Annotated in this window: 19 protein-coding genes and 1 riboswitch; of the genes, 6 read left to right on the plus strand and 13 right to left on the minus strand. The window is 47.0% G+C overall.

All coding sequences use genetic code 11. The features are described from left to right. Window positions 1-138 (minus strand): hypothetical protein, encoded by a 138-nt coding sequence (locus H5715_RS15375; RefSeq protein WP_175574312.1) that lies wholly within the window; start codon window positions 136-138, stop codon window positions 1-3. Between H5715_RS15375 and H5715_RS15380 the strand changes: the two genes are divergently transcribed. Together H5715_RS15380 and H5715_RS15385 are read left to right on the plus strand one after the other, a co-directional pair. After that, window positions 137-736 carry a flavodoxin family protein gene (locus H5715_RS15380; protein WP_075187094.1) on the plus strand — a complete coding sequence of 200 codons (600 nt, stop codon included), beginning with the start codon at window positions 137-139 and terminating at the stop codon, window positions 734-736. The two genes, H5715_RS15375 and H5715_RS15380, sit on opposite strands and share 2 nt — an antisense overlap. Window positions 737-1,321: 585 nt before the next feature. Continuing rightward, window positions 1,322-2,041: a YebC/PmpR family DNA-binding transcriptional regulator gene (locus H5715_RS15385; protein WP_075187093.1), complete on the plus strand. Its 720-nt coding sequence runs from the start codon at window positions 1,322-1,324 to the stop codon at window positions 2,039-2,041. Window positions 2,042-2,218: 177 nt separating this feature from the next. Here H5715_RS15385 and H5715_RS15390 read toward each other — a convergent pair whose 3' ends face one another. From H5715_RS15390 to H5715_RS15410, 5 genes are all read right to left on the minus strand, one after another. Then, window positions 2,219-2,833 (minus strand): 3'-5' exonuclease, encoded by a 615-nt coding sequence (locus H5715_RS15390; RefSeq protein ID WP_075187092.1) that lies wholly within the window; start codon window positions 2,831-2,833, stop codon window positions 2,219-2,221. Window positions 2,834-2,888: 55 nt separating this feature from the next. Beyond that, entirely contained in the window at window positions 2,889-4,763 is a 1,875-nt protein-coding gene (locus H5715_RS15395; protein ID WP_075187091.1) for a DUF294 nucleotidyltransferase-like domain-containing protein, read from the minus strand. A gap of 20 nt (window positions 4,764-4,783) precedes the next feature. After that, the gene (locus H5715_RS15400) at window positions 4,784-5,296 is read right to left on the minus strand and encodes a hypothetical protein (RefSeq protein WP_075187090.1); all 513 of its coding nucleotides are present in this window, start codon (window positions 5,294-5,296) and stop codon (window positions 4,784-4,786) included. Between the two features lie 134 nt (window positions 5,297-5,430). Further along, window positions 5,431-7,161, minus strand: a complete 1,731-nt coding sequence (locus H5715_RS15405) for a sodium:solute symporter family protein (protein WP_075187089.1) — start codon at window positions 7,159-7,161, stop codon at window positions 5,431-5,433. A gap of 10 nt (window positions 7,162-7,171) precedes the next feature. Then, window positions 7,172-7,435 carry a DUF4212 domain-containing protein gene (locus H5715_RS15410; protein ID WP_075187088.1) on the minus strand — a complete coding sequence of 88 codons (264 nt, stop codon included), beginning with the start codon at window positions 7,433-7,435 and terminating at the stop codon, window positions 7,172-7,174. 138 nt (window positions 7,436-7,573) lie between these two features. Between H5715_RS15410 and H5715_RS15415 the strand changes: the two genes are divergently transcribed. After that, window positions 7,574-11,059 (plus strand): hybrid sensor histidine kinase/response regulator, encoded by a 3,486-nt coding sequence (locus H5715_RS15415; protein ID WP_075187087.1) that lies wholly within the window; start codon window positions 7,574-7,576, stop codon window positions 11,057-11,059. 21 nt (window positions 11,060-11,080) lie between these two features. Here the strand turns inward: H5715_RS15415 and H5715_RS15420 are convergent, their stop codons facing one another. Then, window positions 11,081-11,707, minus strand: coding sequence for a response regulator (locus tag H5715_RS15420; protein ID WP_075187086.1), 627 nt, complete (start codon window positions 11,705-11,707; stop codon window positions 11,081-11,083). 194 nt (window positions 11,708-11,901) lie between these two features. Between H5715_RS15420 and H5715_RS15425 the strand changes: the two genes are divergently transcribed. Beyond that, on the plus strand, window positions 11,902-13,068 hold the full coding sequence (locus H5715_RS15425; RefSeq protein ID WP_075187085.1) for a DcaP family trimeric outer membrane transporter: 1,167 nt from the start codon (window positions 11,902-11,904) through the stop codon (window positions 13,066-13,068). Between the two features lie 210 nt (window positions 13,069-13,278). Here the strand turns inward: H5715_RS15425 and H5715_RS15430 are convergent, their stop codons facing one another. Further along, a complete protein-coding gene (locus H5715_RS15430) occupies window positions 13,279-14,559 on the minus strand; it encodes a GGDEF domain-containing protein (protein ID WP_075187084.1) in 1,281 nt (426 codons plus the stop codon). 9 nt (window positions 14,560-14,568) lie between these two features. Next, window positions 14,569-16,245, minus strand: a complete 1,677-nt coding sequence (locus H5715_RS15435; RefSeq protein WP_075187083.1) for a diguanylate cyclase — start codon at window positions 16,243-16,245, stop codon at window positions 14,569-14,571. A gap of 360 nt (window positions 16,246-16,605) precedes the next feature. On the opposite strand from H5715_RS15435, the gene bfr (H5715_RS15440) reads away from it, so the two are divergent. Continuing rightward, window positions 16,606-17,070, plus strand: coding sequence for a bacterioferritin (gene bfr, locus H5715_RS15440; protein WP_075187082.1), 465 nt, complete (start codon window positions 16,606-16,608; stop codon window positions 17,068-17,070). Between the two features lie 15 nt (window positions 17,071-17,085). Next, complete coding sequence (bfr, locus tag H5715_RS15445) at window positions 17,086-17,553, plus strand: bacterioferritin (RefSeq protein WP_075187081.1); 468 nt, start codon at window positions 17,086-17,088, stop codon at window positions 17,551-17,553. A gap of 26 nt (window positions 17,554-17,579) precedes the next feature. Here the strand turns inward: bfr (H5715_RS15445) and H5715_RS15450 are convergent, their stop codons facing one another. From H5715_RS15450 to H5715_RS15465, 4 genes are all read right to left on the minus strand, one after another. Further along, window positions 17,580-18,437 carry a phosphotransferase gene (locus H5715_RS15450; RefSeq protein WP_075187080.1) on the minus strand — a complete coding sequence of 286 codons (858 nt, stop codon included), beginning with the start codon at window positions 18,435-18,437 and terminating at the stop codon, window positions 17,580-17,582. Then, entirely contained in the window at window positions 18,434-19,060 is a 627-nt protein-coding gene (gene pnuC / locus H5715_RS15455) for a nicotinamide riboside transporter PnuC (protein WP_075187079.1), read from the minus strand. The genes H5715_RS15450 and pnuC overlap by 4 nt, the downstream gene beginning before the upstream one ends. After that, window positions 19,061-19,309 (minus strand): YkoF family thiamine/hydroxymethylpyrimidine-binding protein, encoded by a 249-nt coding sequence (locus H5715_RS15460; RefSeq protein WP_075187078.1) that lies wholly within the window; start codon window positions 19,307-19,309, stop codon window positions 19,061-19,063. A gap of 141 nt (window positions 19,310-19,450) precedes the next feature. Continuing rightward, window positions 19,451-21,568, minus strand: a complete 2,118-nt coding sequence (locus tag H5715_RS15465; protein WP_185906552.1) for a TonB-dependent receptor — start codon at window positions 21,566-21,568, stop codon at window positions 19,451-19,453. 88 nt (window positions 21,569-21,656) lie between these two features. Next, window positions 21,657-21,755: riboswitch (TPP riboswitch) on the minus strand. Window positions 21,756-21,773 lie beyond the last annotated feature (18 nt).

The raw sequence follows: 21,773 nt of genomic DNA on the forward strand, positions 1-21,773 counted from the left end.
TTATCCTCCTTTCAAACGCCAAACCATCGTGTCTTTGACCTTGGACAATTCAGCCTGAATATCCAACATCACGCAAGGCATATACTCAAATCGGCCATCGTCACCAAGCACCTCCCTTCTAAATAAGGATGACGCCATGAACGTTCTCACCATCAACGGCTCTTACCGGGCAAACGGTTTTACCGACCAACTACTGTGCAATCTAACCCGAACACTTCAAGAAAAGGGCGCAAGCGTTGAACAAATTGATCTGCGCGACTACCCCATCGAATTTTGCCTGAATTGTCGTGAGTGTACACAGTGCCTTGGCGCCAAACCCAGCGAGTGCGTGCAACAGGACGGTATGGCACTACTGATTGAAAAAATCGAATCCGCCGATGCTTATATTCTCGCATCACCAACGAATTTCGGTGCTGTTACTGCAGTATTTAAGCGTTTTATGGAACGCCTTGCGGTCTACACCTACTGGCCCTGGGGAAAACTTGCTCCTACGTTCCGGAAGGCCAAAGCGAAAAAAAGGCCAGCCATCTTAGTCACATCTAGTGCAGCGCCCGCATTGTTCGCACGCTGGAGCTATTCCAGTGTTCGCGAATTAAATGACACGGCAAAAGTGATTGGGGCCGATGTCCGTAGTATTCTGAATACCGGCCTGATCGCAACGAAACCTTACCCCACGCTGGATAATAAAATTAATACGCGTATTCGCGCTGCAGCAGGAAAACTATTGGCGGCTTAAAAAAAGAGCGGCCATAAAATGGCCGCTTAAATTGACTTGGCTGACGCCCGGCGGACTAGCCACGGGCGGAACGAGATAGACGTCCAGAAGAAACAAACAAGTTCGCTATTTATCAGTCAAGTTTCGGGCCAACTCGCCTTCCCCAGCGTTATTACCAATCAAACCACCTTGTTCGGCGTCCAACACTCCTTGGAAGGGCAGGTGTATCGATGTTTATCCCCTCTATTTGTCACTTCTGACTAGATTCTGTGCTGAATACGGAAAAAGTTCGGCAGGCGAATCAAGAGCAGGGCATTCCCCATCAGCAAAAAAGCACCAAAGCGGGCGACAACTCACTCAAAAGCACCACAAGGGAACCCTTATCAACAATTAAAAGCCTGTCGTACCGAAAGAGATTTGGCTCCCGCTGATTACCTTAACTCTCGACGATAACGCCCGTAACGCTATTAGCATCGCGCACCTGCGCGTCTCTGTAAGTCTCAGGCCGTTAAGCTCAAACTTCAGCCATAAAGCCAACTTAAGTCCTTAACTCAGGCCACATTTAGCGTCATAATCGCGGTATTTCAATACTAGACGAGCCAGACTATGGGTAGAACCTACGAAAATCGCAAGGCCTCCATGGCCAAAACCGGGGCCTTAAAAACCAAACTGTACTCTCGCTACGGCAAGGAAATTTACGTGTGCGCCAAAAATGGTGGTGCCGAAACCGACAGCAACCTCAGCCTTAGGCGCTTAATCGAAAAAGCCAAAAAGGAACAGGTGCCCGGCCATATTATTGACAAGGCGCTGGATAAGGCTCGAGGCGGTGGTGGAGAAGATTTCGTAACGGTTCGTTTTGAGGGCTTCGGTCCCGGTAACTGCATGGTGATTGTCGACTGCCTGACCGACAACAATAACCGTACCTTTGGCGAAGTTCGCACATGCTTTAACAAAGGCAAGGCCAAGTTAGGGGCTCAGGGCGCCGTAGCGCACATGTTTGACCATCGCGCCATTTTCGCTTTTAAACACGACGATGAAGAAGCTGTACTGGAAGCACTAATGGACGAAGACGTGGATGTCGCCGACATTGAAAACGATGGCGGCATTATTACCGTCATCGCCCCACAAACTGAATTCTTCAAGACCAAAACCGCACTGTCCAAAGCCTTTGAAGAGGTTAACTTTGAGGTGGAGGAAATTACGTTCGTACCACAGACCTATACAGAATTAGCAGGCGAAGACGCCGAGCAACTGGAGAAGTTTCTCGATTTGCTCAACGACTGTGATGATGTACAAGAGGTTTATCACAACGCGGAAATTTCATAGCCCGTCAAACAACACCCGCCATAACCCGGAAACATTTACCAGGCTATGGCTTTCCCCGGTAAGAAATCAGAAAAACAACGGCGCCCAGCTACCGCTTTATACTTCGCGATAGCTAGCGCCTTGCCAATGAACCTTTTGGGCTCGCGTAGAAAATTTCTAGCCTTGATCGGAGGCTCCCTAGATTGCCAGTAAAGGAAGGTGAGCCAACTTCAACGTTTCCATATTAGAAATATAGTTAACTTGGGCTAGTAATAATTCCGCCGTCGCCACGGCGTCCGCCAGGGCATTATGTTGTGTTACCGCGGGCAACCCATAGCGCTTCCGAGTCTCACCTAGGCGTAAACTGTCATTTTTCCCTTGAATCTGTAATCGCCGTTTCTCGATCTGCATGGTATCCAGGGCTGTAAAAACTAACGGACAACGAAACACCCCCTGCGTGGCCTTTTGTAAAAATTTTACATCAAGAGGAGCGTGATGAAAAACCAGGATAGAGGCCTTTGCTTGCTTCATTAACAGCATTAAAACAGCGGCAACACTTTTTGCTCCGGCTATATTCCTATCGTGCAAACCATGGATCTTGGTGCTTTCACCCGCACTTTTTTCGGTGTGGATAAGTAGATGTTTTGCACTGGAATTAACGATACGGCCGTTTTCTATGGCCACCCAACCAATACTGAGCAGGTGGCTCATCTTTACATCTAAACCGCTCATTTCGCAGTCCACAACTAAAAAACGTGTATCGCGAAACATTTGCGACCCGGAAAATGGAGGTTGTTGATAGAGATCTTCCATTACCGTTCCACGTGCCTTGCCCCTATTTTTGCGGCACCTGTAACGGTAACTCAACTTATAGAACACCACCGCCAAACCTCGCTTTCATCGCTGCCTGCGCTTTGCGAACAAGATGAAAAGCATCTTTTAGTTGATGGCGCATCAAGGGAGAAAGTGAGCGTGGATCAAGGTAATTGTCGACCGTATTGCCACTGCGATATTGATTACCCTGGGACTCCAACCGAATACCGGCAATAAATTCAAGCGCATCAATCAGACTACTGGCCAGCGCATTTGACATTAACCCCGATGCATCTATGGCTTTGAGTCGCTCTACCGTCGTAACCTCTTGCAGCCCTGCGCTCAAACTATAATTACGCGCAATATCTACAATAGGAATGGTGCCGCGTTTTTTTAGATCCAGCTCACTTTTATGATCACCATCTTTTTCCAGCACAAACGTTTTAAAAAATCCTAAGGGAGGCGAATTTTCCAGGGAATTGTTGCACATAAGTGCCAAGAAAATAGTATTTTTCCTGGCCTTTTCCAGCACACTTTCCCGCAACGCCTGTGCAAGCTCTGGCGCCCCCGTAATACTGCGCATATCAAAAAATATGCTCGCGTGCATCAGCGCTTTCGGTGAGGGCTGCTCGATCCAGTTGGCGAAACAGGTTTTCCAGTCATTCAGTTCCATTCGCCACTTACTATTGCTCGCCATAATATCGCCCGGACAGCGTTTTACTCCGCACTGATCCAAACCTTCGTTAACGAATTCGGCTAAATTTCTAAAAAAATCAGCGTGTTCCGATAACAATCCATTTTCTATAATTAAGGCATTATCCTGATCGGAACCCAATACCTGTTCTTGCCGCGCTTGGGAGCCAAAAGCCAACCAGGAAAAATTTCCCGGCGCCTGACCGAATTTAAGCTGTGCTAACTGAATTAGTCGTTTTGTGATTCCGTCTGTCAGTGATGTAATAATTTCGCCAACATCCACCGCTCGCGTATCGCGCTCCACCAACGTGGCTACAAGCTCTGGAAACTGTTTAGAAATTTCGCGCAGTACGGCAACGGAATTCGCGTGTTTTATCGAACCCGTTAATGAAACAGGCTCAATATTATTGGCCCGTACAATATCGCTTAAGCCAATCAGGCCGACCGGTATTGCGCCATCAACAACGGGTAAATGATGGATATTCGACGACATCATTTTTAACTGTGCCTGATGTAAGACAGCATCCTTCTGAATGCTAAAAGGCTCCGCTGTCATAACACTGGCTACGGCCCTACTATCGGCAACGCCTTCTGCCAGAACACGGGTACGCAGATCCCTGTCGGTGATAATGCCTTCAAGTTTTCCATTTTTGATCAACAGCAGAGAAGAAATATTGTTTTCTTTCATTAATTTCGCTGCTTCACGAATCGTTATACTCGGATCCGCCGTGATTGCAGGACTTGCCATAAAAGCTTCGACCCGCTGATCGAGAAAACTTTCCCGCACGGCTTGTGGACGCCTTAGCGGCAGGCTTTCTCCTTCCGCCTTAAACTGAACTGAATGGCTGTCGCAGAGGTAGGCAAAATAGATATCGACGTTATAAAGAGATTGAAATGCGTTGCCACTAAGTTCGTAATACAGACAGTCTTCCAGAACGGTTACGCAAAAATTATCTCCGCCCACTTCCCGCAAGCTGTATGGAATAAGGAAATCGCCTTCACTTAAGCGATCAATTAATTCGCCGTTATTGTCACGAATTTCCAGGCTACCGGAACGGACAATAACCATGCCTGGCAGATCGTCACCCGAAGACTGGGGAAACTCCAAGGTGTTACCGGATTTACTGAATGCTGTGTAACTGGCGTCGCACACAGACTCCAATGCCGTCGCACTTAAATGCTGAAATAACGCCTGACCGGCCAAAAAACTTTGTACATCGCTGGTTTCGCTGACCATCGAACTAATCCACCTAGCTGTTAGTTGGTGTCGTTGGAAAAATTGTCCCGCGAAAAGCCAGTCTCAAAATCGACAAAAACAGCCGAAGTTTCCGCGAAATAGGTCGCGCCATCAATGTTTACAACCAATCGCAGGCTACTGCTCTGTGGCTCTTCAATGCGAACTGTTTTGGTCCAACCCGTCCAATCTGCAGATAACGGCTGCATATCCGTCGGCGGCGCGTCTCCGCTCCCATCATAAACGGCAATGAGTATTTTTTGTACTGGCAGATTAGCCGCAATTGACAGCACTACCTCCGTGGCAGATTTGCGCTCGGCGCTGAGTGTCAGCTTGATATCCGCATTATGTAGCGTACAAACGCCGCTTTTATAACGACAGTTGGATTTAGCCGCCAATTTATAGCTGTCACCGGCTACTGCTGCCGTTGGTGTTTCAGAAAGGCGGTAATCTACAGCGACGTAAGCAATAATGGCCAGAATGGGGGCGATAAACATTGCCAGGATAAGGTGTTTGTTTTTTAGTTGTTTTAGCATTTTTTATTATTTCTTTGAAAAAGTTATGTGTTTTCGTAGCAAGCTTTGTAACAACCACAAATATTAAAAGTAAAAAGGCACAGGGAGCATATCACTCCCTGTGCCTTTGGGTACCACACTAATGATAACTCTCGTTAATGACCAGTCACTTCACCAGCTCCGGCAGGAATACGAATGTCCTCCACCAAATGCTGAATTTCTTCCGGCGGTTCTGCAGTCACACGCGAAACACCGAAAGCAATAACAAAGTTAACCAGTGCACCCACAGCACCAAAGGCATTCGGCTCAATGCCAAAGAACCAGTTGGGCGACATATCGCCCAAGTAGGCCGTGGAGGCGACAAACATAATGCCCTTGTGCTGGAACACGTACAGCAAAGTCACAGAGATACCTGCCACCATGCCGGTAATCGCACCCTCTTTGTTAATACGTTTACTGAATATCCCCATCATAAGTGCCGGGAATATAGAGGACGCGGCTAGACCGAAGGCCAGGGCAACGGTTCCGGCAGCGAAATCTGGCGGATTAAAACCGAGATACCCGGCAAGCAAAATCGCTCCCGCCATGGCAATTCGGCTGGCCATCAATTCCTGTTGCTCGGTAATATCCGGTCTTATTACTCCCTTCAACAGATCGTGCGAAATTGCAGAGGCAATCGCCAACAGCAACCCTGCGGCGGTAGACAATGCTGCTGCCAAACCACCTGCGGCCACCAGCGCAATAACCCAGTTGGGCAAACGCGCGATTTCGGGGTTAGCCAGTACCATAATATCGCGGTCGACTTTCACCATTTCATTGGTTTCTTTGTCGGCACTATAGGTAATACGACCATCGCCATTTTTATCTTCATAGGCTAGCAGACCTGTTTTCTCCCAGTTTTTAAACCAGTTGGGACGCTCCTCAATAAGAAGGTTTTGACCTTTGGCAGGTTCAATTGTCTGGTGTAAATTCAAACGCGCCATTGCCGCAACGGCCGGTGCCGTAGTGTACAAAATGGTAATAAACACCAAAGCCCAACCTGCCGATTTACGCGCATCGCTCACTTTAGAAACCGTGAAGAAACGAATAATCACATGGGGCAGACCCGCCGTACCAATCATTAACGAAAGGGTATAAACAAAAGTATTCAGCGAACTTAGCCGTTTAGACGTGGTGTATTCTGCAAAGCCCAATTCGGTGACGACCTGATCCAATCGATCCAACAAAAAGGTATCGGTGCCGACCAGCGTACTACCCAAACCCAACTGTGGCAGCGGGTTCCCGGTTAGCTGAAGGGAAATAAAGACCGCTGGAATGGTATAGGCGCAAATCAATACACAGTATTGCGCAATCTGGGTGTAGGTGATGCCCTTCATACCGCCCATAACCGCGTAGACAAACACGATGCCCATACCGATCAGCAGCCCCATATCGTAGCTCACCTCAAGAAAACGGGAGAAAGCTACACCGACACCTTTCATCTGACCGATAACATAGGTCACCGAGGCCACAATCAGGCAGACAACCGCAACGATGCGAGCGGCCTTGGAATAGTAGCGGTCGCCAATAAACTCGGGCACGGTAAATTTGCCATATTTGCGCAGGTAGGGTGCCAGCAGCATGGCCAGTAAAACATAACCACCAGTCCAGCCCATGAGGAATACCGAACCGCCGTAACCAAAGAAAGCGATTAACCCAGCCATGGAAATAAAAGATGCTGCCGACATCCAATCTGCTGCGGTTGCCATACCGTTGGCAACGGGATGAATACCGCCGCCGGCGACGTAGAATTCACTGGTGGTACCTGCACGCGCCCAAAATGCGATGCCGATATAAACAGCAAAAGTAAAACCAACAACAATAAAAGTAAGTGTTTGTAGATCCATGATTTTCTCCTTAGTCGTTTACGCCGAATTTACGGTCGAGAACCGCCATGCGGTGTGAATAGAAGAAAATAATGGCTACAAAGCCATACATGGAACCTTGCTGGGCAAACCAAAAACCAAGTTTATAGCCACCTAGGCGAATCACATTGAGTTGATCAACAAACACGATGCCAGCGAGGTAGGATATTGTGAACCAAATAACTAACAAGATAACCATTAACTTAAGGTTCGCTTGCCAATAGGCTTTTCTTATTTCTGCATTATTATCTGCCATGATGTCCTCCGGGTTGTAAAGGAAACTCAGCGAGATTAACAGGACTTCAATCACTAGGCTGTGCGACTTTAGTCTAACGGCTATGCTTAACGGTAGATTACACAGTAGACTTGGCCTCTACTCGAAAGGAAATCCACCGTGTCGCCCATAATTCTAATAACGGCTCTGGTGAGCTATCTGGCGCTGCTATTCTGGGTCGCGCGCCTTGCTGACCGCCATCGTTTTAGCCAAAGCGGCTGGTTTCGCCACCCGCTGGTATACACCCTTGCGCTCGGCGTTTACTGCACCTCCTGGACTTTTTTCGGATTAGTCGGAACGGCGGCCTCAAGCGGTTGGTATTATCTGCCAATTTTACTCGGGCCTATCCTGCTTTTTACCCTGGGTTTTCCGCTATTGCAGCGCATCGCGAGTATTTGTCGGCAGGAGCATATCCACTCCATAGCGGACTTTTTATGCTCACGCTACGGTAAACGGCAGGCCATTTCTATTGTGGTTACACTGCTGGTGCTGGTCGCAACAATTCCCTATATTGCACTGCAACTAAAAGCGGTAACGGATGCGGTTCTGATCAGCGCGAACTCCCTTCCTTTCGCCAGCGAAGATATTACCCTCGCCGCTGCGGCCTGCATGATTTTATTTACCCTGGTATTTGGCGCCAACCGTCTGGATGTTTCCAGCTACCACTCAGGTATTATGGTCGCCATCGCGTTTGAATCAGTTATTAAACTCATCGCATTGGCCGCTATAGCGATATTTGCGCTACTGCTGTCTCAGGGCTTCGAGCCCAGCGAACTCATCACTAACGGTAATAGCGTCTTTTCAGAAACCACGCTTACGCCTTCGTTTTGGATTCTAACGCTGGTCTCCGCTTGTTCTATCTTATGCTTGCCCCGCATGTTCCAAGTCACCTTTGTGGAATGCCTAAGCGACAAGCACCTGCGTTTTGCGCGCAAGGGCTTTACTCTTTATATGCTGGTAATCGCGCTCGCAATTTTCGTAATTGCCTGGGTCGGAAACCAGCTTCTCGCTGGAACAGAGGTCAACAGCGATACCTACGTACTCGCACTGCCCTTAAACCACAACAATAAAACACTGGGGCTTTTAGGCTTTCTCGGCGGCCTATCGGCGGCAACCGCGATGATTATTGTCGCCACTCTGACACTAAGCCAGATGCTCAGCAACGATGTGATTTTGCCCCTGCTGATTCGCACACAACAGAACCGCGGCGCAGTACCCGACTATTCTCGCTCATTAAAAATTACCCGGCGCATTACCGTTGCGGGGGTAATTGGCCTCGCCTGGCTTTACCAACATAGCCTGGCCGAAAATGTTGCACTAACTGAAATTGGCTTAATTGCCTTCGCCCTGGTGGTGCAATTGGCACCTGCCATAATTTTTGGCCTCTACTGGCAGCGCAGTAACGCCGTGGGTGTTTTTGCTGGTTTAATTGCGGGAACTCTTATCTGGTTTTATACGCTGATGTTACCGCTCTTGGTCAACGCGGAATTTGTCTCGCCCTATATTGTGAGCAACGGCCTATTTGGCCTGGATTTTTTACGACCACAAAATTTGTTTGGCATTCAATTCCAAGACGCCTACACCCAAGGCGTTGTTCTCAGTATTCTGGCTAATATTGCCGCGCTAATCTGGTTCTCGCGGCTCGACAACAACCGTCTAGCCGACCGTATTCAGGCCAATATTTTTATCAATCGCGAGCGAGTAAAACAGGATACAACGGTTCAGAATTTGCAGATTGTCCGGGAAGATTTGGCCTCACTGTTAAACCAGTTTTTGGGGGAATCTGCAACCCGGCGTCTACTCGATACCGAACAGGATAACGACAGTATTTTTGTTAGCAGCGAGCTGCTAAAGCATGCAGAACAGGCACTGGCCGGTGTTATCGGCGTGGCATCTACCCGCGCCATGTTAGTAAGCCTGAGTAGTGGCGACAGCCTAGGCGTAGCCGATGTGGTGAATATTTTCGAAGAAACCACCCGCACACTACAGTTTAACCAAGACATGCTGTTTGCTTCGTTTGAAAGTATTTCCTCGGCCATTAGCGTTGTTAATGCCGATTTAAAAATGGTGGCCTGGAACCGCCGCTATGAGCAAATGTTTAATTATCCGGAAGGTATGTTAAGAGTCGGGCGACCGGTGTCCGAGCTGGTACGCTTTAATGCCGAGCGAGGAATGCTCGGCTCTGGCACTGTAGAACAACATGTACAGACACGGCTACACCATCTTACAGCGGGAAAACCCTATCGCGTGGTGCGCAACCACAACCAGGGCGTTATTGAAATAAAAGGGCGGCCACTCCCCAAAGGAGGCTATGTCACCACCTACGACGATATCAGTGAATTTATCGACGCGCAAAATGAACTGGAGAAAGCCAATCTTAATTTGGAACAACGCGTTCACGAACGTACCGAACAAATCGAAAAAATTAATCAGTCGCTACGCAAAGAGATTGAAAAACGCGAGCAGACTGAAGCCGAGCTAATCAAAGCTAAATCTGCAGCAGAATCCTCCAGCGCCAATAAAACCCAATTTCTGGCGATTGCTAGTCACGATATTTTACAGCCGCTCAATGCAGCCAACCTCTATGCCAGTGCACTATTGGAAAAACCGGGGCTGGATATGGAATTGATGCAAAATTTAAATCACCTGCACAATGCCATCGATTCCGCAGAATTTATTATTTCCAACCTTCTTGAAATTTCCCGCCTGGATACCGGCACGCTTAAACCGCAACTACGCACCTTTGCGATCAGCGATATTCTCGAACCCCTAGCGAATGAATTTAGAGTTCAAACGCAAAAAAGTGTTCACTTTCGCTGGCAGCACACCAAGCTGTGGGCGGAATCCGATCCTAAATATTTGCGCCGTATACTGCAAAATTTTCTCTCCAATGCAGTGAAATACACGCAAAGCGGAAAAATTTTATTGGGCTGTAAACGCCGTGGAGATAACATCGAAATCTGCGTCCATGACAGCGGTAGCGGCATATCCGAAGCTCATCGCCTACGTATATTTGAAGATTTTTATCGCATCGACACCGCTATAGAGGGAGCGGGTCTTGGGCTGGGGATTGCACAGCGCTTTACCCAGCTACTGGGCCACAAACTTAACCTTACATCCACTCTGCACAAGGGCAGTCTGTTTTCTGTTACCGTGCCCATGCGCGAAGCCAAGGCTCAGTCTGCCGTTGTTCACTACAGCGAAGGCATAAGCTCCGGCCTGGAAGGACAGGTCATTTTTTATGTCGATGATGATGAAAATAATCTACGCGCCCTTGGCACACTGGTAGAAAACTGGGGCTGTAATATGATCACCGCGATAAACGCCACAAGCGCACTGAGTTTTATCCACAAAATTCCAACGCCCGACGTAATCTTAATGGATTACCAGTTGGGCGACGGACCAAACGGTATTGAGCTGGCAAACCAACTTCTCAAGCAATGGGGAAAGGTGCCCTTGTGTTTGGTCTCCGCAGCACCTGATGATGCATTGAATCAGGGTATTGAAGAATACGGATATGAATTTCTACGCAAACCCATTAAACCCAATAAATTGAGGGCGCTGCTGGAGAGATATCGGCATCGCAAACCAGATATGCCTTCTTAGGCCGCCAATCGATAGTGTTTTTCAGAAATCCTTCATCATAATTACTGCCTGGGTGCGATTGGTAATACCTAGCTTTCGGAAAATCGCCGTGATATGCGCTTTTACCGTAGCCTCTGTCACCCCCATTTCGAATCCTATTTGCTTGTTCAACCAGCCCTCACGCATATAGGACAACACGCGATACTGCTGGGGCGTAAGGGTTGCGATTTTCGAAGCCAAATCCTTTTCTTCGCTAGCAACGGGAGTAAGGCTACTTTTAAATTCTTGTGGCACCCAAAGGTCGCCACCCAAAATTACCTGGATGGCCTGCTGAATATCCTGTGGCGAACAGGATTTAGGGATATAACCGCAGGCCCCGTGCCCCATTGCGCGGCTAATGGTACCGACCTCTTCAACAGCCGAAATAATGGCAACCGGAATGCTGGGGAATTTTTCCCGCACCATTATGAGTCCAAAAAGATCGGTACTACCTGGCATATGCAAGTCCAGCAGTAGCAAGTCTATATCTTCGTTATTTTCCAATTCATGAATAGTACTGTCGAGGTTAACCGATTGGCTGATTTCCGCATCTGGATAGTGGCGCTGAATGACCTCTAAAATTGCATGGCGAAAAAGGGGGTGATCATCTGCCACATGAAAATGATACATGGAATTTACGTGCTCCTAAGATTATTACCGGCGTACCCCTTGCCAAAGGATTATTAAAGCTGTCTCTTCGTGTAACTGCAATTAGACCAAGGGCTAAATGTTATTCGACTTTAGTAGAACATAGACTAATCGCTAATTGCTTAACTTCATCATAGCGTTGACTCTCTGCAAGATAATAACAGGAGGGTCGATCTATGAAAGCAATAACGAAAGCTGTACTAACATCAGGTTTAGCCGCTGCTTCACTGTGTGCCGCCACTGGCACCCAGGCCATTGAGCTTGGCACCTACGATAATACAACCGTCAAACTCGGAGGCTATATCAAGCTGGACGCTATCAGTAGTACTTATAGTGATGGCACGTTGGCGGCCGGTAATCTGGGGCGCGATTTTTATGTCCCATCGCTCACACCCGTTGGCGGTGAAAGTGCAAATAGCACCATGGATATTCACGCTAAGCAATCTCGATTCAATATTGGCACAACAACATCACTGGATGGGCACACGCTGAAAACCTTCGTAGAGATGGATTTTCATGCCACACCGAACGGTAACGAGCGCGTATCCAATTCCTATACACCGCGCATGCGCCACGCCTTTTTAACCTACGACAACTGGCTGTTTGGGCAAACCTGGTCCACATTTCAGAACGTTGGTGCATTGCCAGAAACGGTGGATTTTATCGGAAATACCGATTTCGGTATTTTTGTACGTCAGGCTCAGGTTCGCTATACCGCAGGGAATTTCCAATTTTCCGTGGAAAACCCGGAAACGACGATAACCCCCTTTGGTGGCGGTACCCGTATAGTCACGGATCAAAACGCCCTGCCAGATTTTGTCGGTCGATATAATTATTCTTCTGACAACCTGGCGTTCTCAGCCGCCGTGCTCGCGCGTCAACTCGCCTACAATGATACCGTCAACGACAGTAGCACCAGCTCTCTCGGTTTAAGCCTTTCAGGTAAATATAAGATTGGTAAAGATGATATTCGCTTCGGGCTAAATAGCGGCTCCGGTATGGGTCGTTATATAGGTCTTAATGTTGCCAATGGCGCCGTTATGACGGCCAGCGGTGATTTAGAAACTATAGATTCAACAGCTTACTATCTTGCGTATCGTCACCTGTGGAACGAGAAATGGCGCAGTAATATCAGCTATTCTGCCATCACCGTGGATAACGATACCGACCTTACGGGCACCGCTGTTACCGATTCCACCGATAGTTTACGCGTAAACCTTTTTCACAGCCCAGTGCCGAACCTATCTCTGGGGGGCGAACTGGCCTTTGCCAATCGTGAACTTGAATCTGGTGTGGACGGAAGTATGACCCGGGTGCAGTTTTCCGCCAAATTAGCCTTTTAAGAGAACCAGGGCGCAGGCCTGCGGGCTGCGCCCTAATACGCTCGTTTTTTCTCCAGAAATACCCTCTGCGTCGGCAGTTGCTCTAGTATTTCGTTTTGTGGGTGTGGACGATCCGCCCGCAAGACGGTGACATGTTTTAGCTAAGCCTGCACCTTACTGACCGGCAAAAACACCTTCATAGCCTCGCCGCTGTAGATAACCTTCCGCAAACTACACCTTGTACTCTACGCGATTTCGCCCTTTTGCTTTGGCTCCATAAAGCGCTTCGTCCGCACGGTTAAATACATCATCAAAGTCTTCGTCAGAGTGCATAGAGCTCATTCCAATGCTTACGCTTATCTTCAAATCAAGATCCTCAGAAAAGCATGTTTGCGCAATGGTTTCTCTTAATTTCTCCGCCAAATTGAACAAAGCACTAATATTGTTGCTCTTACAAATCACGACAAATTCTTCTCCGCCCCAACGAGCAAAGAAGTCGTCTTGTCTAAGCGTATCGGCAATAACCGTGGCGAATACTTTTAGTACCGTATCGCCAACATCATGGCCGTAGGTATCATTCACATTTTTAAAGCGGTCCAGGTCTAACAACAACACGCCATATTCCGCCACACTGGCACGATCACAGAACAATCCCTTAACGTGGGACTCTAAGGCCTGGCGACTAAAAATGCCGGTTAAGGGATCATGATCAACAATATCTTTTAAGCTAACTTTTTCCTCTTCTAGATTTAACTGCTTAAGTTGAAGTTCAGTGATTAACCTGTTCTCATTAATCGATTTAATATACAGCTGGTAAAAGCGAACAACACCTTCCAAAAGAAAAACACTCATCCAAAAGGCCAAAACAAGTAGTATCAACGCCTCGGTTTTAATCCACTTACCCAATAGTACGATACTGTCTACACGGGTAAAGTGTGCCCCTTTCTCAACAAAGTCGACGCCTATCTTGGTGATATTTTCAAATTCCGGACGCGACCATTGCCGAGGAATCTCTCGCTCGCGCAGCCACCAGCTGGCGACATTGAATTCATTTAGATGGATAATGACGGGCTTATCTGCCTCGTCGGTACGAAAAGTCATAGACAGCATTTTATTCGATAGGCTGTCCTTTTCTTTGGCATAAGCACTATTATAGTTGCGCATATACACCCGAACACGGGAAGCGGAGCCTTCATAGTGGATGTTCAACTCAATCGATTCGTAAACGGAAAGATCAATGCCCTTAGTATAATTTTCATCCCAATATACATCCCAGCCACAGCCATAAACATGCTCTTGCTTATAGAGACAGGCCCATTCGTTGACGGACTCATTTACCCAATAAGCCGATTCACCGGATTGCGGATCTGCGTATCCATAAAGCTGCGGGTGGCTTGTTGCGAGAGGATGGATGGATACACGCTTCTGCGGCAAAAAGTAGTGCCCAACAAAGATCAGTATCGTCAATATCAATCCGATAATTCTCAGGTATTTGTAGTGTACCGTCGTCATACCGATCCGTTAAACCTCGAAGCCATCATCAAACGTAACACTATTACGTGTTTTCTTCGCTTGATAAAGCGCAATATCTGCTCGCTTGAATACTTCCTCGAATTTCTCATTTTTCGAAACGATGGAAACTCCAATACTGATGGTAACGTTAATTTCCTTGGCAGTACCAAAGCGATGATGCTCTACCTCTGCCCTCAGTTTCTCACCCAGTTCAATTAGATTGTTTGGTGGGGTATGGGGGCACACTAGAACAAATTCTTCGCCTCCCCAACGCCCAAAAATATCATCCTTGCGCGTACTACTGCTAATAAGTTTGGTAAAAGTTTTAAGTATTTGATCGCCAACGACATGGCCGTAGGTATCATTAATTTTTTTAAAATTATCTATATCCAATACCATAAGCCCAAAATCGATATGCGCTTCGCTATACAACCTCTGCTGCTGTTGAACCAGGCCTGCGCGATTAAAAATACCCGTTAAAGCATCCGTCACTGATCGCGTTGTTAATTCAAATTTTTCTGCTTCCAGCTGGGCAGCTCTGTTGGCCAAATGATAAATTTGTCGCTCCCGTATACGCGTTGAGGTATACAACTGGTAGTAACGAGTACTGGCCTCCATAAACAGGTAGGCGACCCAAAATAGGAGGAGCGCCATAAGGAAGCTTTCAGAGCTAATACGTGCACCCTCCAATTCAACTCTTTCGACTCGAACCTTATGGAGGCCCTCAACCATAACATCGACACCAATACCAATGACATTATCAAACTCCGGCGCTGCCAGTTCCCGCGACGCATTGATTCCTGTTACCCACCACTCGGCCACACTGAATTCCGAAAGACTGACAAATACTGATCCCGAATTCAAATCGTTGGTACGCACATACGCAGACATAAACTTAGAGGCATAGACGTCACTCTTCTGAGAATAGGAAGAGTTATGATTGCGTAAGTGTATGCGCAGATGCCGTGCAGGCCCCTCATAACGAATGCGGACTCTAAGCCCATCATACAATCCGAAATCCAGCCCTGATACGGCCTTATTTTCGATGGATTTATCCGATGTAGTTTTAACAATGAGACAGCTCTGGTTATTCTCCCAACCCCAACCGTCGCCATCCGGATCAGAGGCCGCACTCACGCAATAGGGTGGTTTTTCCTCATCCTTTGTCGAGGCAGCCACTTCTTTTGGCACGGTGCAACTTTGCTCATTCTCCCAGCCCCAACCATCACCATCGGGATCCGAAGCCGCGCTTTTACACAGCGGTGGCCCCTCGCGAATGCTGGTATTTGGGTCAGAAGGCTGAACCATCACTCTACAACTCTGGTCATTCTCCCAGCCCCAACCGTCACCATCGGAGTCAGAGTCATCCCGCTTGCATATCAGACTGTTTTCCTGGCTATCATCGCTATTATCCGTGACTGCATCCGCATCCCAGCTTAGGGTATAACCACAGGAGCCGGACCCAACAAGCCTGCTGAAATCACAACGCCATTCGTTATTAACCTGATTGATCCACGCCACAGAACTGCTACCATCTAGATGATTGGGCCCATAAATACCAGGAGAGGTCGCAATTTTGGGATGGATGAGTAGTGTCTTGGGCGGGATATAAGGATGCCAAGCAATAGCCAGTACCGTGAGTAATGCCGCGACAAACCGAACAACTGTAAATGGATTTGATTTCATATTCCGCGCCAAAACTGACGTTTTAATAATCTGGAAAGCTTTACGCGCATAGGTGCAGAGCTGCAGTGGTTGGGAAGTATTTACCTTATCTATACAAGTATAGAGCAAGATTAAAAGTCATCGCCAAAGAAGCGAGCAACCAACGCTACAATCCAATGGCGGGGCATTCACTCCTACAGATCCGAACGCTTACTGAAGGACTATCTTTTATACGCAATCTAAATCGTTAGCATTAACTATATCACTGAAAAATAAAGATATTTTTGATTTTATGGTGTTATGCATTAGACTTATGCAACCTCGTATCTGTATAGATTCAGATGCCTACCCATTCCATACATAGTGCAAAAGGTGAACAGGATGAAATCTAGCACTCAAGTGCTCTCCACATTGAACGATGTGCTGAGTACAGAACTGACCTCTATTAATCGTTATTTTTTACACGCGCGCATGTACAAAAACTGGGGCTTCGATAACCTCAATCAAATGAGCTATAAGAAGTCCATCAAGGATATGAAACAGTCCGACGAGCTTATAGAACGCATTCTGATGCTCGAAGGCTTACCCAATCTGCAAAAGCTGAAATCTTTACAGATAGGTGAACATACGGAAGAAATGCTCGCTTGTGATTTAAAATTTCAGCAGGGCGCTATTGAGCAATTGAAGCAAGCGATTGCTACCTGCGAGCAGGAACAGGATTACGTAAGTCGCAATATTCTGAACGATATTCTGGATGGAGAAGAAAGCCACTTGGACTGGCTGGAAACTCAACAGCATCAGATTGGCGCTATGGGCACAGAAAATTATCTGCAGGCACAACTGTAAAGAGGCAAACACATTATGAAAGGCAGCGAAAATATCATCAAAACCCTTAACGGTCTGCTCGCTTACGAACTGGCCGCAATGGATCAGTACTTTGTCCATTCAGAAATGTATGCCGACTGGGGTCTTACTAAATTACACGAGCGCATCGCTCATGAATTTGAAGACGAGAAAGGGCACGCGAAAAAATTGATCGAGCGTATTTTGTTTCTGGAAGGCACCCCTGACCTAGTCACACGTGACGGTTTAAATATCGGTACAGATGTTCCCTCCATGATCCAGGGCGATTTAAACGTGGAGTACGCCGTAGCCAAAGGCTTAAAACTCGCTATTAAATTGTGCGAAGATGAAGGTGATTATGTTACGCGTGAAATGCTGGAGGTATTGCTGGATGATACAGAACGCGATCACGCCTATTGGCTGGAGCAGCAGCTGGGCTTAATCAAGCGCATTGGCCTGGAAAATTATTTACAGTCTCAGATGTAAAAAACAGCAGCAGGTTGATTTTTCCTTCAAATCAATCTGCTGCTTGTACTCTCGCTTTTTTCATTTAGCTTTTGCCAAAGCGTTACCAGCCAATAAATAAGCTTATCTATGATATCGCCTTTTAATAGAAAACCGGCGGACTCATCAATATTCGCATTAAAGCAATAGCCGAGATAGCGCAGATCAAACTCAGGATGACCAAGTCCCGAGTATTCCCAGTCCAATAGAAATAGGCCATTGTCAGTTTCCAGAATATTTTCGGGAATTAGATCATGATGGCACAATACGGGCTGCCAGCTCCCTTCCATAAATTCTTCCAACTGCTGGAGAAACTCATTAAAGGCGAGCTGCTTTTCTTTGGCAAGCTGAATATGGCGCTTTTCCAACTCTAACGCATAACCCGTCAAATGCTTTAAATAGTTGAATCGAGACGCTTCAACACGAATATGTTGAATTCTATTAACAACTTCTTTCAGACGCTCACGCTGACTGAGGCGAGTCAGGTCGTGGCGACTCCATACCCGACCTTCCACATAACTAAAAACACAAAAATTTAGATTCCGATCATCGTGCAATAATTTTGGGCTGATATTCAGCGGTGCAAGAGCTCGCAACAATTCCAGCTCCCAGTCTCGATCTATCCCCAACTCCTTAGACTGGTTTGAATTTATTCGAACACCAAAACGTTCAACAGCAAGGCCGCAGGCTGAACGCTTTAACGAACGAGGGGATCTTACTTCTACAAGATAGCTGTTGTTGGTTGTCCCTTTGTTTAACGGCTTTACCAATTTAGGCGGGCCGACCAAATTAATCGGCCATTTTTGCCAGGTATCGAGCGCGTAGTCCAAGCGTTTACGTTCATCTGTCGCAAGCAGTGGACTCATACGTTTACGCCTTCTGGTAGGTTGTTTCTTGAGAGTTGTCTCGACCAGGCATAAATGCCTATGACGACTAAAACCAGGTACACCATCATTAACAGGGCTGTAGGATAAAGACCTCGGTCCCAATAGAGAAATAGGGCGACAGAATCAATCACTAGCCAGTAAATCCAGTTTTCAAATATCTTTCTCGCAACCATAAAGGTCGTTACCACTGCTCCCCAGGTCGTAAATGAATCCAGGTAAGGCCATGCCGCAGCCGTATGCCGGGACAGAAAATAACCAGAAACAAATGTCAGGCCGGCAACAATGGTAAGGGCATATAAATGCTGTGAGGAACTCCAAAAATTGATGGCTAAGGTTGTTTTATTTCCCTTACCCGTGCGCCAGCACCAATAGCCGTAAACCGCCATGAGCATATAGTACACATTCAACAGCGATTCCATTATCAATGATACGTCAAAAAACACCCAGGTAAAAATAGCCGTACTGATAAAAGCACAGGGCCAACACCAACTGTTTTGGCGCATAGCTAAAACTAAATACGCAATACCCAACGCTACAGCAAGTAACTCTAAAGCCGACTGCTGAAAAAATCCGGCCATACCTTGCTGAAAAACATCCAACATCTATCTTGCCTCGTAGCCGGGTAAAAATTTGGCCACAAATACGCACTTGCCAAAATTGTTAAAGCTCCAGGCTACCACCTCGTTTACCACAGCCATCACTTTATCGTAATCACCTATCAAAATCGTGGCGGTAGGAAAAGTTGAAATATCGATATCGGAGTAGGTGTTTAATTTATCGATAGTTTGTTTGATTATATTCAAGTATTCATCCTGAAGAGGGTACAGGGTTAATTCTACGCTAAGCTTCATAAAGACCTTCGATGCCTGTTAGCTACGTGGATTGGGGTTGCGCGGGTACCCCAGATTAATTAGAAACCGGCCTGCATTAATCTCGTTGCTGTTATTTCAGCATAGTCGCTCTGGGTTCCCGCGCCACCCCAGCCGTACTATTTAAAATGAATGGCTAACACTAACACCAAAGGTTAACGGTGTACCTTTTTGGCTATAGGGCTCTGGATCATAGAATTTACGTGGGTCATTGCCGAAGTCATGGCTAAAGTAAAACCCGCGCGTCTCAATTGTTTCATCCGTTAAATTTTTCGCCCAAAGGGCAAAAGAAGTACTGTTTAAATCATAACCCAAACGTGCATTTAGCAAACTATAACTTTCGCTTTTCTCATTATGGCTTTCGGAGAAATAGAAGCTATCTTTACCTTCCAGCTCAACACGCATATACAGGTTTGATTCAAAATCGTATTGTGCTGCAACAAAGTATTGATAACCCGGCGCATGAGCCTGCGCTCTGTCGCTCATATCGTAACCTTCACCGGTTACTTTGTCGCGGTCAACATGGCTGCGATTTTCAAAGTCTTCGTAGCCTGTTTCCAGAATCGCTATGGACGAGAATAACGTTAAGTTATCACTTACCCGCCAGTTTACCTCGGTTTCCAAGCCGTAGTTGTAACCTTCAGCAGCATTTGTAAGAAAATCGATAAATTCAAACCCTTCATCCAACGGGAGGGCGCGGGATTGCTTTGCCTGAATATCATTGCGCTGCTGGTAAAAGCCGGCGACCTGAAGATCTAGAGTATTATTGAGAAGAGAGCTCTTTAAGCCCAACTCGTAGTTAAGCATCGTTTCCGTGTCAAAGGTTTTCTGTTGCTCTGCCAACGATGGCTCCGGGTTAAAGCTACCAACCTTGTAACCACGGGAAATTAAGCCGTAAACAAGTGCATTGCTTTCCGTTTTGTATTCCAGTGAAATTTTTCCACCCCACAGGCTTTCGCTTGGCTCAAACTGCGAATTATTACTATCCGAATAATCCGCCTCAAAATCTTCAGCACGGAAACCAGTAACCAAATTGAGACGATCGCTCAACGCGATATCCAGCTGTCCGTATAGGGCAGCATTGCGAGTACCGAAGTCACTGTTATAGTCGGCATCATAAGTATAGGTACGTATCAGCTCTACATCTTGATCGCGATAATACGCACCAACCACCCAATTCACCGCTGTTTCCTGCGATTTTGAAGCCAGACGTAAGTCTACAGAAAAATTATTGTTATCCCTCTGATAGTTATCCGTCGAGGAATATTCCCAACCAGCGCACGCGGAATCAGCAGGGCAGATATCTAAAAAGGACCAGTCTTCATCGTAACCGTATTCCACCTCTGAATCAGCGTAACTTAAAACCACATTCAAATCGGCAAAGCCAAAACCAGTAAAACGGGTTTTTAATGCATGCGCAAACGTTTTTTGTCGGTCGTGGCCTGGCTCATCAGACAGGGTATGGCGGTTATTATCCAGGCTAAAAGCATCGTAGCCATTATCGACATCGACAAAATAGCTGATTAAATCAACGTGTAATTCCTTGGAAACGTCAAAAGACAAGTGGTTGCGTAGACTTAGTTCATCAATATTGTTGGTATCGTCGCGATCCAGATAATCATTTTTAATATAGCCGTCACTGACATTCTTTTGCATCGCCAGGCGCCAACCAACGGTTTCGGATAAAGGCGTGGTCACCGTGCCAGCCAAATCATAGCTACCATAGTTACCGATTCCCGCCGACACCTTACCGCCGGCAGCCTCTGCCGGCGCATTACCTACCACGTTAATCATTCCAGCCAACGCATTAGCGCCGTACAGCGTTCCTTGCGGGCCGCGAAAAACCTCCACCTGTGATGCATCCAAACCGCTGACACCTGTTGCCAGACCAGTGAAATCGATGCCATCGACAATCACGCCCACAGACGGGTTAATCGGTGCAACAAATTCGCTGCGTTCACCAATACCACGAATCTGAATAAAACGGCCGCGGGAAGCGCCCGCAGAAAAATTCACGTTGGGGATAAGGCCAAGTATATCCTCCAGGTTCTTAGCGTTGCGCGACTCGATAAGCTCTTCGCTAATCACAGAGACACTATTTGCCAAGTCCAACTGCTCGATGTTGCGTAGCTCACCGGTAACCACTATTTCTTCCTGCTCATTTTGGGCAAAAGCTGTGCTACTGATAGCAAAGGAAACCAGTGAATACAGTGCTAGGGGTGGGTAAAAACGTTTGGTCATATCAGGCCTTCTATGAATTAAATAGGAGACCCGGTGTGCAGGCTGGGAAAGGTGGAACGGGGACTTGCGCCCCCCTAGTTGTTCGAAAATTAAACGAACGTCCTATTCCTACGCCGGTACTAGCCGGATCAGGTTCAAAGGGACTATCTCAGGCTATACAAGCGTACAGCCACCCCTCAGGAGAGCGTGCATTCTAGCGCAGAAA

The sequence above is a fragment of the Teredinibacter haidensis genome, from assembly GCF_014211975.1.
Classification (GTDB): domain Bacteria; phylum Pseudomonadota; class Gammaproteobacteria; order Pseudomonadales; family Cellvibrionaceae; genus Teredinibacter; species Teredinibacter haidensis.

What these genes read in the sequence shown, in the direction of transcription:
- H5715_RS15380 (WP_075187094.1), top strand. Translation starts at nt 137, where the DNA reads ATGAACGTTCTCACCATCAACGGCTCTTACCGGGCAAACGGTTTTACC.
- H5715_RS15375 (WP_175574312.1), bottom strand. Translation starts at nt 138, where the DNA reads ATGGCGTCATCCTTATTTAGAAGGGAGGTGCTTGGTGACGATGGCCGA.
- H5715_RS15385 (WP_075187093.1), top strand. Translation starts at nt 1,322, where the DNA reads ATGGGTAGAACCTACGAAAATCGCAAGGCCTCCATGGCCAAAACCGGG.
- H5715_RS15390 (WP_075187092.1), bottom strand. Translation starts at nt 2,833, where the DNA reads ATGGAAGATCTCTATCAACAACCTCCATTTTCCGGGTCGCAAATGTTT.
- H5715_RS15395 (WP_075187091.1), bottom strand. Translation starts at nt 4,763, where the DNA reads ATGGTCAGCGAAACCAGCGATGTACAAAGTTTTTTGGCCGGTCAGGCG.
- H5715_RS15400 (WP_075187090.1), bottom strand. Translation starts at nt 5,296, where the DNA reads ATGCTAAAACAACTAAAAAACAAACACCTTATCCTGGCAATGTTTATC.
- H5715_RS15405 (WP_075187089.1), bottom strand. Translation starts at nt 7,161, where the DNA reads ATGGATCTACAAACACTTACTTTTATTGTTGTTGGTTTTACTTTTGCT.
- H5715_RS15410 (WP_075187088.1), bottom strand. Translation starts at nt 7,435, where the DNA reads ATGGCAGATAATAATGCAGAAATAAGAAAAGCCTATTGGCAAGCGAAC.
- H5715_RS15420 (WP_075187086.1), bottom strand. Translation starts at nt 11,707, where the DNA reads ATGTATCATTTTCATGTGGCAGATGATCACCCCCTTTTTCGCCATGCA.
- H5715_RS15425 (WP_075187085.1), top strand. Translation starts at nt 11,902, where the DNA reads ATGAAAGCAATAACGAAAGCTGTACTAACATCAGGTTTAGCCGCTGCT.
- H5715_RS15430 (WP_075187084.1), bottom strand. Translation starts at nt 14,559, where the DNA reads ATGACGACGGTACACTACAAATACCTGAGAATTATCGGATTGATATTG.
- H5715_RS15435 (WP_075187083.1), bottom strand. Translation starts at nt 16,245, where the DNA reads ATGAAATCAAATCCATTTACAGTTGTTCGGTTTGTCGCGGCATTACTC.
- bfr (WP_075187082.1), top strand. Translation starts at nt 16,606, where the DNA reads ATGAAATCTAGCACTCAAGTGCTCTCCACATTGAACGATGTGCTGAGT.
- bfr (WP_075187081.1), top strand. Translation starts at nt 17,086, where the DNA reads ATGAAAGGCAGCGAAAATATCATCAAAACCCTTAACGGTCTGCTCGCT.
- H5715_RS15450 (WP_075187080.1), bottom strand. Translation starts at nt 18,437, where the DNA reads ATGAGTCCACTGCTTGCGACAGATGAACGTAAACGCTTGGACTACGCG.
- pnuC (WP_075187079.1), bottom strand. Translation starts at nt 19,060, where the DNA reads ATGTTGGATGTTTTTCAGCAAGGTATGGCCGGATTTTTTCAGCAGTCG.
- H5715_RS15460 (WP_075187078.1), bottom strand. Translation starts at nt 19,309, where the DNA reads ATGAAGCTTAGCGTAGAATTAACCCTGTACCCTCTTCAGGATGAATAC.
- H5715_RS15465 (WP_185906552.1), bottom strand. Translation starts at nt 21,568, where the DNA reads ATGACCAAACGTTTTTACCCACCCCTAGCACTGTATTCACTGGTTTCC.